Annotated in this window: 12 protein-coding genes; 5 read left to right on the forward strand and 7 right to left on the reverse strand. The window is 66.8% G+C overall.

Annotated features, from left to right (window positions below; all coding sequences use genetic code 11):
• Positions 1-40 precede the first annotated feature (40 nt).
• Both ABEA07_RS04880 and gloA read left to right on the forward strand, forming a co-directional pair.
• On the forward strand, positions 41-745 hold the full coding sequence (locus ABEA07_RS04880) for a glutathione S-transferase family protein (protein WP_345536247.1): 705 nt from the start codon (positions 41-43) through the stop codon (positions 743-745).
• Positions 746-786: 41 nt separating this feature from the next.
• Positions 787-1233 carry a lactoylglutathione lyase gene (gene gloA, locus ABEA07_RS04885; protein WP_345536249.1) on the forward strand — a complete coding sequence of 149 codons (447 nt, stop codon included), beginning with the start codon at positions 787-789 and terminating at the stop codon, positions 1231-1233.
• A gap of 45 nt (positions 1234-1278) precedes the next feature.
• Here gloA and ABEA07_RS04890 read toward each other — a convergent pair whose 3' ends face one another.
• From ABEA07_RS04890 to ABEA07_RS04905, 4 genes are all read right to left on the reverse strand, one after another.
• On the reverse strand, positions 1279-2601 hold the full coding sequence (locus ABEA07_RS04890; RefSeq protein ID WP_345536250.1) for an MmgE/PrpD family protein: 1323 nt from the start codon (positions 2599-2601) through the stop codon (positions 1279-1281).
• Between the two features lie 94 nt (positions 2602-2695).
• Positions 2696-4795 carry an acetate--CoA ligase family protein gene (locus tag ABEA07_RS04895; RefSeq protein ID WP_345536251.1) on the reverse strand — a complete coding sequence of 700 codons (2100 nt, stop codon included), beginning with the start codon at positions 4793-4795 and terminating at the stop codon, positions 2696-2698.
• A 4-nt stretch (positions 4796-4799) separates the two neighbouring features.
• A complete protein-coding gene (locus ABEA07_RS04900) occupies positions 4800-5591 on the reverse strand; it encodes an enoyl-CoA hydratase/isomerase family protein (RefSeq protein WP_345536252.1) in 792 nt (263 codons plus the stop codon).
• 31 nt (positions 5592-5622) lie between these two features.
• Complete coding sequence (locus ABEA07_RS04905; protein ID WP_345536300.1) at positions 5623-6543, reverse strand: tripartite tricarboxylate transporter substrate binding protein; 921 nt, start codon at positions 6541-6543, stop codon at positions 5623-5625.
• Between the two features lie 264 nt (positions 6544-6807).
• Between ABEA07_RS04905 and ABEA07_RS04910 the strand changes: the two genes are divergently transcribed.
• From ABEA07_RS04910 to ABEA07_RS04920, 3 genes are all read left to right on the forward strand, one after another.
• On the forward strand, positions 6808-7605 hold the full coding sequence (locus ABEA07_RS04910; protein ID WP_345536253.1) for an IclR family transcriptional regulator: 798 nt from the start codon (positions 6808-6810) through the stop codon (positions 7603-7605).
• Between the two features lie 120 nt (positions 7606-7725).
• A complete protein-coding gene (locus ABEA07_RS04915; RefSeq protein WP_345536255.1) occupies positions 7726-8085 on the forward strand; it encodes an alpha/beta fold hydrolase in 360 nt (119 codons plus the stop codon).
• Between the two features lie 87 nt (positions 8086-8172).
• On the forward strand, positions 8173-8748 hold the full coding sequence (locus ABEA07_RS04920; RefSeq protein ID WP_345536256.1) for a hypothetical protein: 576 nt from the start codon (positions 8173-8175) through the stop codon (positions 8746-8748).
• Between the two features lie 7 nt (positions 8749-8755).
• Here the strand turns inward: ABEA07_RS04920 and ABEA07_RS04925 are convergent, their stop codons facing one another.
• From ABEA07_RS04925 to edd, 3 genes are read right to left on the reverse strand one after another with little or no spacing between them, the layout of a single operon-like run.
• Positions 8756-9481, reverse strand: a complete 726-nt coding sequence (locus ABEA07_RS04925) for a haloacid dehalogenase type II (RefSeq protein ID WP_345536258.1) — start codon at positions 9479-9481, stop codon at positions 8756-8758.
• A gap of 43 nt (positions 9482-9524) precedes the next feature.
• Positions 9525-10169 carry a bifunctional 4-hydroxy-2-oxoglutarate aldolase/2-dehydro-3-deoxy-phosphogluconate aldolase gene (eda, locus tag ABEA07_RS04930; RefSeq protein WP_345536259.1) on the reverse strand — a complete coding sequence of 215 codons (645 nt, stop codon included), beginning with the start codon at positions 10167-10169 and terminating at the stop codon, positions 9525-9527.
• Complete coding sequence (gene edd / locus ABEA07_RS04935) at positions 10160-11998, reverse strand: phosphogluconate dehydratase (protein ID WP_345536260.1); 1839 nt, start codon at positions 11996-11998, stop codon at positions 10160-10162. Before edd ends, eda begins: the two co-directional genes overlap by 10 nt.
• Positions 11999-12055: the final 57 nt, after the last annotated feature.

Genomic DNA, 12055 nt, shown 5'->3' on the forward strand with positions numbered 1-12055 from the left:
ATCGCGCTTCTTGACCATTCCCCCGAAGAAGGAAGAAGCGATGACACGTCCCCTCACCCTCGTCAGCCACCTGCTGTGCCCTTACGTCCAGCGCGCCGCCATCGCGCTGCGCGAAAAGGATGTCGCCTTCGAGCGCGTCGTGATCGACCTGGCGGACAAGCCCGCCTGGTTCCTCGAGATCTCGCCCCTGGGCAAGGTGCCGCTGCTGCGGGTGCCGCGGCAAGACGGCGGCGAGACGATCCTGTTCGAAAGCAACGTGATCTGCGAGTACATCGAGGACACCCAGCCCGGCCCGCGTCTGCATCCGGAAGATCCGCTGCAGCGCGCCGAGCACCGCGCCTGGATGGAATTCGGCTCCGCCATCCTGTCCGACCTGTGGGGCTACGAGACCACGCGCGATGCCGAGGTCTTCGAGCAGAAGCGCCAGGCAATCGCTGCCAAGTTCGAGCGCGTCGAAACGGCACTGGGCGGTGGCCCCTTCTTCGCCGGCACACGCTTCAGCCTGGTCGATGCGGTCTTCGCGCCGGTATTCCGCTACTTCGAACTCTTCGACGAACTCCACGACTCGCACGCTTTCGACCGCACGCCCAAAGTGCGCGCGTGGCGGCAGGCGCTGCGCGAGCGCCCCAGCGTGCGCGATGCCGTGGTGCCCGAGTACCGGCAGCATCTGCGCGCCTTTCTGGAAAAGCACGATGCGCATTTGCTGACCCTTGCTCGGCCACGGCCGACAACTCTCGGGCTCTGAGCCGACAATCGGCTGTCTTCAACACTCCCCGATCCCACGAGATGCGACTCCTCCACACCATGCTGCGCGTCGGCGATCTGCAGCGCTCCATCGACTTCTACACCCAGGTGCTGGGCATGCAACTGCTGCGCCGCTCCGAGAACCCCGAGTACAAATACAGCCTGGCCTTCGTCGGCTACGAGGGCAACCCCGCGCAGGCCGAGATCGAGCTGACCTACAACTGGGGCACCGACAGCTACGAACTCGGCACCGCCTACGGCCACATCGCGCTGGGCGTGCCGGACGCCTATGCGGCCTGCGAGAAGATCAAGGCGGCCGGCGGCAACGTCACGCGCGAGGCCGGCCCGGTGAAGGGCGGCACCACCGTGATCGCCTTCGTGACGGATCCGGACGGCTACAAGATCGAACTGATCCAAACAAAATCCACAACTGACGACGAACGAAGCCAGTCGGGCGCCAAGGGCACCGATCCGCTGCGCAGCGCGTAATCGCCCTTCTGCAGCCGCGCCTTGTTTCAGCGCGATGCCTGCGCGTCAAACCGAGTGGGCCGACTCCAGCGACCACAGCCGTGCCAGCATCGCCTTGGCAGCTTCGTCGCCGACGACCGGCGATGCCAGCTCCAGGAATTTTCCCTCCAGCTCCGTATCGGACAGGGGGAGTTCCGGGTCGCCCTTGCGATCGGGCTGCATGTGGATCAGCCGTTCGCCGCTACGGGTGAACACTTCCACCTGGGCAGAGCGCCGCCCCGGAAACGCGGCATCGATGGCGGGATCCACGTGCACCTCGATACGCTCCATCAGCGCACGCACATCGGGGTCTGCCAGCTGCGGCGGCTCGTAGGCAGCCAGCCGAACACTGCCTCGGACCAAAGCGGTGGCGACGACATAGTGCATGCTGAAGCGCGCTTCGTTGGCGCTTTCGGGTCGCTCGTGGCACGCAATGTCCAGTGCAGGTTTGTAGGTGTGCACCCGCACCCGCTCGATATCCCGGGGCTTCAGGCCGTGCTGTTCGCGCAGCGCGAGCGCCGCGTCGATCGCGGCAAAGGTATGGCCGCAACCGATGTGGTTCTTGAACGTCAGGCGAGTGATGTGAAAGTCACGTCCCAGCGTTTCGCCCACCTGCGACCAGTCCGGCCCGTTGCTCATCGCCTGGCCCAAGCCTGCCTCGCCGTCCAACACGTCCAGTGAGCCCGTGACACCAGCCGCCGCCAACTGCGCCGCCAGCAGCCCGGCCTCGGCCGCACGACCGGCATGCAGCGGCTTGGACATGGAGTCCATGCGAAAGGCCTGCTGCAGGCCTGCCGTGAAGGTGGCGGCGGTGGCCAGTGCATTCGCGAAAGATCGGCCGGACAGGCCCAAGACGCCTGCTGCGGCCGCGGCCGCGCCGAAGCTGCCCACCGTGCCCGTGTTGTGCCAGTAGCGGTAGTGCGGCCGCCCCAAGACCACTCCGATGCGCGTCGAGACCTCGTAGCCCAGCACCAATGCGCGCAAGAAGGACAGGCCATCCGCGCCCGCATCCTGGCTGACCGCCAGTGCCGCCGCAATGGTGGCCGCGCCGGGGTGGTACATCGCGTCACGGAAGCTGTCGTCGATCTCGGCTGCATGCGCGGCCGTGCCGTTGAACAACGCAGCGGCGCGCGCCGTCGCCGCGCGACCGTTGCCCAGCCTGGCGCGGCCGCGGTCCAGGTCGTCGGCCAGCACCTGCTGCAGCTGCGCCAGCGGTGCACAAGCCAGCCCAGGCAACAGAGAGGCATACCAGTCGATCACAGCCCGCTTGGCGTGGTGAATGACCTCTGCGGACAGGGCTTGTTGCCGGTACTGCTCGGCAAAGCGGCCGAAGACTTCAGTTGCTTGCATTGATTGCTACCTTCATAGCGGCCGAAAGTCGTGCGAACGGCGTCGCGGATGAGTGCCCGTCCACGCGCACGCGCTGCTCGCTCATGCTCGACGCTCAGGCCAGTACGACCACGCCGTCAGCGGCACGCACCCCCCGGCCCCGCGGCAGCACGAAGACCGGGTTGATTTCGGCTTCGACCAGGCGTTCGCCGAGCTGCGCCGCCATCTTCGAAAAGGCCACGATGGCGTCGGCCAGCGCCTCGACGTCGGCCTTGGGCCGTCCACGGAAGCCGTCCAGCAGCGGCCACGTCTTCAGGTCCCGGGCCATGGACAGCGCCTCGCTGCGGGTGAGCGGCTTCAACCCTTGCGCATCCTGTCGCAACAGCCGCATGGTGGTGTCCTTGAACAGCTCCGCCGTCACACCGCCCATGCCCAACAGGATGGCCGTCCCCAACGCGTCACGGTGCATGCCCAGGATGAGTTCCGTGCCGCCCGACACCATTTCCTGTACGAGGAAGCGCTCCGGTTGCACCCCGCAGCGGGCTTTCACGTCGCTGGCCATGCGGCTGATGCGCTCACCGATGGTGTCGCTGCCCAGGCCGATGGCCACGCCTCCCACGTCGCTCTTGTGCGTGATTTCCGATGAAAGAATCTTCAGCACGACGCGCTCGCCCAGGTCGCGTGCAGCGGCCTCGGCCTCGGCGGGATTCACGACCACCCGCTCGGCAGCGCAAGGTACGCCAAAGCGCGAGAACAGCTGCTTGGCCTGCGCCTCGTCGAGCGGTCCGCTGGGCAGCGCGCCAAGCTCGACCGGCGAGGCCGCTGCGCAATCCTCCTCCGGCGGCACGAAGCGCTGCACGCGCAGCATGCCCGCCAACGCCGCCGTGCAGCTCTCGGCGGCCGTGAAGGCCGGCACGCCGCGCTGCGTGAGCAACGCGCCCACCTCAGGTGCATGCGGACTCACGTAGGCCATCACGGGCTTGTGGGAATGGGGCAGGCAGTCCTGGATGGCACCTGCCAGCAATTCGGGCATGGCCAGGCTGGAGGAGCCGACGATGATCACCAGCGCGTCATAGCTCGGGCTGGCCAGCAACGCATCGATGGCGCCGCGCAGCAGATCGGGGCGCAGACCGGCCAACGTCACGTCGATGGGATTGCGGTCCAGCACGGCTTCGCTGCCGGTCTGCAGCGCGCGCAGCGCATCTGCAGTGGCCGCATCGGGCGCGGGCGTGTCGAAACCGGCCACGCCCAGGTCGTCCGACACCAGCGTGCCGGCGCCGCCCGTGGAGGTCAGGATGGCAACGCGATGGCCATGCAGCTTGCGGCCCGTGGCCAGGGCGGCGGGGATGTCCAGCAGGTCGGAAAAGCTCTGCGCCCGGATCACGCCGACCTGCTTGAACAGCGCGTCGTACATGCTGTCGGCACCCGCCATGGCGCCGGTGTGCGACACCGCCGCTTTCGCACCCGCTTCCGACCGGCCGATCTTGAAGGCCACCACCGGCTTGCCCAGACGCGCAGCCTTGAGGCAGGCGGCGCGGAACTTGGCGGGGTCGCGGACGGTCTCGACGTACAGCGCGATCACCCTGGTGGCAGGATCCTCGGCCAGGTGGTCGATGAAATCGGCCAGTTCCAGATCGACCTCGTTGCTGGTGGAAATCAGCTTGGACAGGCCGATGCCGCGCGCAGCGGCGCGTGACAGCAGCGAGCCCAGGATGCCGCCGCTTTGCGAGACCACACCGATGCCGCCGGCCTGGAACTCGTCCATCTCCAGAGCGCCGGACGGTGACAGGACGATGTTGTCGGTGAGATTGACGAGTCCGATGGTGTTGGGGCCCAGGATGCGCATCGGACCGGCCGCTTCGACCAGCTGCTGTTGGCGCCGTGCACCGTCCTCGCCGGTTTCGGTGTAGCCGCTGGCCAGGACGATGGCCGCGGCGCAGCCACGTTCCGACAGCTCTTTCACTGCCAGGTGCGCGCGCTCGGCACCCAGCAGCACAACGGCAACGTCGGGCACCTCGGGCAGCGAGGCGACGTCGGGATAACACGGCAGATCACCGATGCGCTCGACCTTGGGGTTCACCGGCATGATGCGTCCCGCGAAACCGTGCTTCTGCAGGTATGCCACGGGACGGCCGGTGGTTTTCTTCGGGTCTGCCGAGGCGCCGATGACGGCGACGCTGCGCGGCGACAGCAGCTTTGCGATGGCGTTGTTCATGGCCTCACTCCTTGGCGGCCGTCTTGGCCAGGAACGCTTCCACCGAGGCGCGGTGTTCGCTGCTGGTGTAGCAAATGCCTTGCGCCTGGCTGCCCTGCGCGAATACGTCGTGAGAAGACAGCTCGAAGCTCTGGTTCAGGATGGTCTTGGTCAATGCCAGCGCGGTGGACGAGCCCTTGGACAGCTCGGCAGCCCAGGCCTGCGCCTCGGCCAGCAGGGTGTCGGCGCTCGCCTTGCGATCCACGATGCCCAGATCCAGGGCTTCGTCGACCTTGACCTGACGGCCGGTGAAAATCAGCTCCTTCGCCTTGGCAAGACCGACGCGGCGCGGCAGGAAGTACATGCCGCCGCCGTCCGGAATGATGCCGCGGTGGATGTAGGACCAGGTAAAGCTGGCCCATTCGCTGGCGATGATGAAGTCGCAGGCCAGCGCGGTGTCGGCGCCAAGGCCGGAAGCCGCGCCATTGACCGCGGCAACCACGGGCTTGGGCATCGTATGCAGGAGCGCCTGCGTGTGGTGAACGCGCTGCTGGCGGTGCCAGCCATTGAAGCCCACTTCGCCTGCCGGCGCATTCATCCGCTTCTGCATGCCGCTGATGTCGCCACCGGCACAGAAGCCCTTGCCTGCCCCGGTGAGCACCAGTGCCTTGATTCGCTTGTCGGCTGCCACGCGCTCCAGCGCATCGATGAACTCCGAGCGCATGTCGTCGCTCATGGCGTTGCGCTTGTCGGGGCGGTTGAGAGTGAGGGTTGCCACAGCGTCGGTGACCTGCAACTCGATCAGGGTGTATGCCATCAAATTCTCCAGGTTGACCGGTTCATCCCGATCACTCGGGCTTGATGTTGTTCTGCTTGATGACCTTGGCCCAGCGCTGCTCCTCGGCTTGCACATACGTGTCCAGTTCCGCAGGCGCGCCCGCGTTGACGACCAGGCCCTCGTGCTCGACCTTGCGCACGAAGTCGGGGGAACGCGCAGCCTTGCGCGCAGCGGCATTCAGGCGCCCGATCACAGGGGCGGGCGTGCCGGCCGGGACATACAGGCCATACCAGCTCTCGACGAGATAGCCGGGAACGCTCGCGGCAATGGGAGGTACGCCCTTGAAGGCCGCGGAGGGTTCCGCGGTCGTCACCCCGAGAGCCCTCAGCTTGCCGCTGTCGACGAACGAAGAGACGGCGGCCGCGGTGGCGAACATCATGTCCACCTGCCCTCCCAGAAGATCCGTCAGCGCCGGACCCGCCCCGCGGTAAGGGATGTGGTTGATCTTCACCTTGGCAAGGTTGGCGAACATTTCGCCGGCCAGGTGTGCCGAGGTGCCTGCGCCTTGCGATGCGTAGGTCAGCTTCTCGGGGTTGGCCCTGGCTGCGGCAAGCACGTCGGCCACGGTCTTGTACGGGCTTTCGGGACGGACCACGAGAACGTTGGGCCCCCGACCGATCAGGACGACGGGCGCGAAGGCCTTGTTGTCCTTGTACGGCAACTTCGGCTGAAGGGCAGGATTGACGGCATGCGCGAACGACGCGATGACCATGGTGTACCCATCCGCCGCACTCTTGGCGACGTTGTCCGTGCCGATCATCGTGCCCGCACCGGGCTTGTTGTCCACGATGATGGGCTGGCCGAGGTCCTTGGACATTTCAGCGCCCAGCGTGCGCGCGATCAGATCGGTTCCGCCCCCGGGGGCAAACGGCACCACCAGCCGAATGGGTTTCTCCGGAAAAGCGGCCAGAGCCGATGCGGCAGAGGCCATGACGGCCACGAAGAGTGCGATCGATCTCGCGCTCCGGCTCACGATGGAAGCAGGCATTGAGTTGTCTCCTGGATATGCGGCGGGTACCGCGTTGCTTGACAGACCACGGCATCAGCGCTCGATGCCGCCAGTGCCGTGAAGCTTAGGAGCGGGCAGCATTCCTGTGATCCCCTCATTTCCAAGGAGTGGAACAGCCAAGGCCGAAGCCGAAGCCATAATTGCCCAGCCAAGGATGGTTCTTTCCTTGGCCTGACACGTACCTCCATGGGCACCCACCGTTCCGCCGTCCTTCATGACAAGCCCGGGCAATCCCCATCCAATCGCTCGCTCGAACGGGGAATAGAGATACTCCGTGCGTTCCGGCCAGGCTCCGAATTGCTCGGGAATGGAGACATCGCCGAAAGAACAGGCCTGTCCAGATCCACCGTGAGCAGGCTGACCCAGACGCTGGTGGGGACGGGCATGCTCCAGGTCGATGCGCAGACACGCACCTACCGGCTCGCCCCGGCCGTTCTCAGCCTGGCCCATGCCATGCGCACCGGATCGCATGTGCTGGCCGTCGCGGCCCCCCTGATGCGCAAGTTGGCGGAGAGCCAACGCATCAACGTTGGCCTGGCTGCCCCTGACAGAGACGAGATGGTCTATCTCGAGTCCATCCGATACAACCGGCGCATCGTGCTTCGACACGTCGTTTCGGGCCAGCGGGTCCCCATGGAGCTGACGTCATTGGGACGGGCGTACCTGGCGGTCGCTCCAGAGCCCAAGCGCAAAGCCCTGCTCGCCAAGTTCAAGCAGCGCAGAGCCACCCCATGGGCCCCCATTGGGCAAGCCATTGAAGATGCTCGGGCCTGCGTGAAGGAGCGGGGGTTCTGTGCGGCCGCCTGGCAGCCGGAAGTCGTGGCGGTCGCAACCCCTCTGGTCACCCCTGACGCGATCTATGTACTCAATGTCAGCATCTCGACGGAAGAGCCGCTGACCAAGGTCGTCGAGGAGCTTTGCCGCCCCCTGCTGGCACTGCGCCTCGAGGTTCAAAAAGGACTGGACGCCCACACCGCCAGATAGAGCGATGTCCATCCCATGCATTGCTCGCCGCAGCGCAATAGCCAAAAGACAGCCAAAAGACATAGCTGATATAGGTGCCATCCGCTTATCGCTACGCGCATCACACAACAGACTCGGGGCATGACCAACGCAACGCCAGAGAAAAGCCCCCCTTCGCGCCGACTCGTGCGTTACCGTCCGCGACACGAAAGTCCCGAGGTACAGATCGAGTACGCGGACCAGGGTGCGGGCCCCGTCATCTGCATCCTGCCCTCGCTGGCCCGCTCCGGCCGCGACTATGACGTCGTCGCATTCCTCCTGCAGCAAGACGGGTTCCGCGTGATTCGCCCGGAGCCTCGCGGAATCGGACGGAGTCAAGGGCCGATGAGCGAACTCAGCATGCACGACTTCGCAGCCGACGTGGCCGCGGTCTATATGGATTGCCTCGGTCCATCCGGGACTTGCACAAGTGATCCAGGTAGGGCGCCAAAGATCGATTGATCCAGCGGGCCGATGGCGCCTTGCGCACGGATTCGGGTATCCTCGCCGCCGCGTCAATATTGACGTGCACCAAGGGGAGACCTAAACATGAATGTTCGCTCGCTAAGCAAGCCAGACACGACAACCGACGCGTCGCTTAGAGCGATAGCTGCGCAGAGAGAGCAAGCGCGCAAGGCGCCAATAGCGCACCTGCAAGCTCAGCTGAGAAGCTACCGTATCGCGGCTTCAGATGCGCATGAAAACACCACGGTTGATCGTGATCATGTCGCCCGTTGCATAGAAGCAGCGGTGACGGGACCCCAAAAGGGTGTCTTGGAGTTCGGCGACTATGGCCCGGGATGCACGAGCTTGCCCACCGAGTTGCTCGAGGCTTTGAACAGTGCCGCCAACGGGGAGAACACACCGATCAGCACCGTCATCTTGCCCCCTGGCCTCACGACGATGCCGCCGTGGCTGAATGCCCTGCCCATCAAGCACCTCGTGGTACCAAAGTTCGCAGGGGAATACCTCGACCTCGGTTCCCAACTGCCTTCTGGCGCGCGGATTGAACTTGACGCCCCGCTCAAAGCAAATATCAAGGTGTTTGTCTGCGATCCGGAAACGATCCAGGTGGAGATCCGTCCCCAAAGCACGGGGCTGATGGACATCCAGAACAAGGTGTAGGACCGCTTCAGCACCCCAGCAGATCCGCCAGCGCCCCGATGTCGCGCGCATGCAGCGTGTTGTCGGGTCGCGGCGAGACATCCTTGGGCCGCCCCGGCCCGAACTCGTCAGGCCGCTCGATGTAGCCCGTGCGCAAGCCGCAGGTCCGCGCCGCAGCCAGGTCGTCGTGGTGCGCGGCGGCCAGCATCACCTGGTTGGGCGTCACGTCGAACACCGCCGCCACGCCCAGGTAGGTGCGCGGGTCGGGCTTGTAGGCCTTGAAGACCTCGGCCGACAGCACGCAGTCCCAGGGCAACCCCGCGTTCTTGGCCATCTCGGTCAGCAGGCCGATGTTGCCGTTGGACAGCGAGCAGACGATGTACTTGCGCTTCAGTCGCGCCAGGCCCGCCACCGAATCCGGCCAGGCCGGCAGCCGGTGCCAGGCCATGTTGAGCTCGCGCTTGCGCCCGCTCTCCAGCGCCTCGATGCCGAAGTCGCGCAGCACGCTTTCGAGGATGCCCATGTGCAGCTCATCCAGCAGCGTGAAGCCGCCCTCGCCCGCCGTGATGCGCTCCATCACGCTCTTCATGGCGGGCTGGTAGCCGGCACGCCAGGCCAGCGCAAAGGCCCCGCCATCCACGCCGGGCAGCAGGCGCTCGGCCTCGGCGGCGATGCCGCTGTACCAATCGACCACCGTCCCGAAGACGTCAAAGGCAATGACCTTGAGTTCGGCCGGATCGAAATCGCCGTTCATCGAACAAGCTCCTCCAGGTGCATCACGCCGTACCGGGCGGCGCTCATCGCGCCAGCTTGCTGGCCTCGCGCGCCAGCGACTCGATGCGGCTCCAGTCGCCGGCCGCAATGGCATCGGTGGGCACGATCCAGGAGCCGCCCACGCAGGCCACGTTGGACAGCGCGAGGAACTCGGGCGCGTTGGCCGCCGTGATGCCGCCGGTGGGGCAGAACTTCACCTCGCCGAAAGGCCCTTGCCAGGCCTTCAGCATGGCAAGGCCGCCAGCCTGCACGGCAGGAAAGAATTTCAGCTCGGTGAAGCCGTCCTCCTGGGCCAGCATGATCTCGCTGCCGGTGGCCACGCCGGGCAGCAGCGGCAGGCCGAGATCGTGGCAGGCCTTGCCCACCGCGCGGGTGTAGCCCGGGCTCACGCCGAACCGGGCACCGGCCAGGGCCGAGGCCTGCGCATCGGCCGCGCTGCGGATGGTGCCGGCGCCGGCCACGGCCTCGGGCACCTCCTTGGAAATGATCTCGATGCATTCGAGCGCCTCGCGCGTGCGCAGGGTCACTTCCAGCATGCGGATACCGCCGGCGACCAGCGCGCGGGCCAGCGGCACCGCGTCCTTGACGTCGTGCAGCACGATCACCGGGATCACCGGGGCGTCGCGCATCACCTCGATGGCGGTGATGCTCTTGTTTTCTACAGCCATGTGCAGGCTCCTTCTTCGGCGGTCAATGCATTGCGCCGCATGCCGGCGAACAGCTCGCGTCCCAGGCCGTGGCCATTGGCGGTGCGCTGCGCGTCGGGCATGGTCGCGTTCTTTCGCGCGGCCCATTCGTCGGCCGGCACCAGCACCTCCAGGGTGCCGGCCACGGAATCCAGGCGGATCAGGTCGCCGTCGCGCACCTTGGCCAGCGGGCCGCCGGCGGCGGCCTCGGGCGAAACATGGATGGCGGCCGGCACCTTGCCAGAAGCACCGCTCATGCGGCCATCGGTCACCAGCGCCACGCGGAAACCCTTGCCCTGCAGCACCGACAACGGCGGCGTGAGCTTGTGCAGCTCGGGCATGCCGTTGGCCTGCGGACCCTGCCAGCGCACCACGCAGACCACGTCGCGCTCCAGCTCGCCGGCGTTGAAGGCCTGCTGCAGCGCACCCTGCGAATCGAAGACACGCGCCGGCGCCTCGATCACGTGGCGGTCGTCCGGCACCGAGGACACCTTGATCACGCTGCGGCCCAGGTTGCCGGACAGCAGCTTCAGGCCGCCGGTCGCACTGAAGGGCGCCGACACCGGCCGGGCGACGGCCTCGTTCTTCGAGGGCGCGGCGGGGTGCCACCTCAGCACGTGCTCCCGCGAGGGCTCGCCGGCCAGGCTGGGGATGTTCGCGTACTCGCGCAGGCCGCCGGCGCGCACCGTCAGCACGTCGGCATGCATGAGGCCGGCGTCGAGCAGCTCGCCGATCACGAAGCCGGGCCCCCCCGCGGCCTGGAATTCGTTAACGTCGGCCGTGCCGTTGGGATAGACGCGGGTCAGCAGCGGCACGACTTCGGACAGCTCGGAGAAATCGTTCCAGTCGATCAGGATGCCGGCGGAGCGCGCCACGGCCACCCAGTGGATCAGGTGGTTGGTCGAGCCGCCGGTGGCCAACAGCGCGGCCATGGCGTTGACGATGCAGCGCTCGTCCACCATCTCGCCGATGGGTGGGACCGCGTAGGCGTTGGCAGCCGCGCGCCCGAGCACCGTGCGCACCGCCTCGCGCGTGAGCGCCTCGCGCAAGCCCTCGCCGGGCTGGATGAAGGCCGTGCCCGGCACGTGCAGGCCCATCGCCTCCAGCAACATCTGGTTGCTGTTGGCCGTGCCGTAGAAGGTGCAGGTGCCCTGGGAATGGTAGGCAGCCATCTCGGCATCGAGCAGCCCCTGGCGCCCGACCAGGCCCTGCGCCGCCTGCTCGCGCACCTTGGCCTTGGCGCTGTTCGACAGGCCCGAGGGCATGGGCCCGGCGGGCACGAAGACGGTGGGCAGGTGCCCGAAGTGCAGCGCGCCGATCAGCAGCCCCGGCACGATCTTGTCGCACACGCCGAGCAGCAGCGCGGCATCGAACATGTCGTGCGTGAGCGCGACCGCGGTGCCCATGGCGATCACGTCGCGGCTGAACAGGCTCAGCTCCATGCCCGGCGTGCCCTGGGTCACGCCGTCGCACATGGCGGGCACGCCGCCCGCGACCTGCGCCGTGGCGCCCAGTCGGCGCGCCTCGTGCTTGATGATGTCGGGGTAGCCCTGGAACGGTGCATGGGCCGAGAGCATGTCGTTGTAGGCGTTGACGACGCCGATGTTGGGCGCACGCTCGGCCACCACCTTGAGCTTGTCGTTGGACGGGATGCCGGCCACCGCGTGCGCCACGTTGGCGCAGCCCATGCGGTCGGAGCCGCGGTCGCGGCCGCGGATCTCGGCCAGGCGTTGGAGGTAGGCGCTTCTCAGGTCACGGCTGCGCGCGCGAATGCGCTCGGTGACCTCGTGGACTGTGGGGTGTGTGCTCATGGTGCTTCGCTGTGCGGTGGACCCGCGCGGGCGGCCGCCAGCGCGGCCATACATCGT

The sequence above is a fragment of the Variovorax defluvii genome, assembly GCF_039541515.1.
In the GTDB taxonomy this organism is placed as follows: Bacteria; Pseudomonadota; Gammaproteobacteria; order Burkholderiales; family Burkholderiaceae_C; genus Variovorax; species Variovorax defluvii.

What these genes read in the sequence shown, in the direction of transcription:
- ABEA07_RS04905 (WP_345536300.1), bottom strand. Translation starts at nt 6,543, where the DNA reads ATGGCCTCTGCCGCATCGGCTCTGGCCGCTTTTCCGGAGAAACCCATT.
- eda (WP_345536259.1), bottom strand. Translation starts at nt 10,169, where the DNA reads ATGGCTGTAGAAAACAAGAGCATCACCGCCATCGAGGTGATGCGCGAC.
- gloA (WP_345536249.1), top strand. Translation starts at nt 787, where the DNA reads ATGCGACTCCTCCACACCATGCTGCGCGTCGGCGATCTGCAGCGCTCC.
- ABEA07_RS04910 (WP_345536253.1), top strand. Translation starts at nt 6,808, where the DNA reads ATGGGCACCCACCGTTCCGCCGTCCTTCATGACAAGCCCGGGCAATCC.
- ABEA07_RS04880 (WP_345536247.1), top strand. Translation starts at nt 41, where the DNA reads ATGACACGTCCCCTCACCCTCGTCAGCCACCTGCTGTGCCCTTACGTC.
- edd (WP_345536260.1), bottom strand. Translation starts at nt 11,998, where the DNA reads ATGAGCACACACCCCACAGTCCACGAGGTCACCGAGCGCATTCGCGCG.
- ABEA07_RS04920 (WP_345536256.1), top strand. Translation starts at nt 8,173, where the DNA reads ATGAATGTTCGCTCGCTAAGCAAGCCAGACACGACAACCGACGCGTCG.
- ABEA07_RS04890 (WP_345536250.1), bottom strand. Translation starts at nt 2,601, where the DNA reads ATGCAAGCAACTGAAGTCTTCGGCCGCTTTGCCGAGCAGTACCGGCAA.
- ABEA07_RS04915 (WP_345536255.1), top strand. Translation starts at nt 7,726, where the DNA reads ATGACCAACGCAACGCCAGAGAAAAGCCCCCCTTCGCGCCGACTCGTG.
- ABEA07_RS04925 (WP_345536258.1), bottom strand. Translation starts at nt 9,481, where the DNA reads ATGAACGGCGATTTCGATCCGGCCGAACTCAAGGTCATTGCCTTTGAC.
- ABEA07_RS04900 (WP_345536252.1), bottom strand. Translation starts at nt 5,591, where the DNA reads ATGGCATACACCCTGATCGAGTTGCAGGTCACCGACGCTGTGGCAACC.
- ABEA07_RS04895 (WP_345536251.1), bottom strand. Translation starts at nt 4,795, where the DNA reads ATGAACAACGCCATCGCAAAGCTGCTGTCGCCGCGCAGCGTCGCCGTC.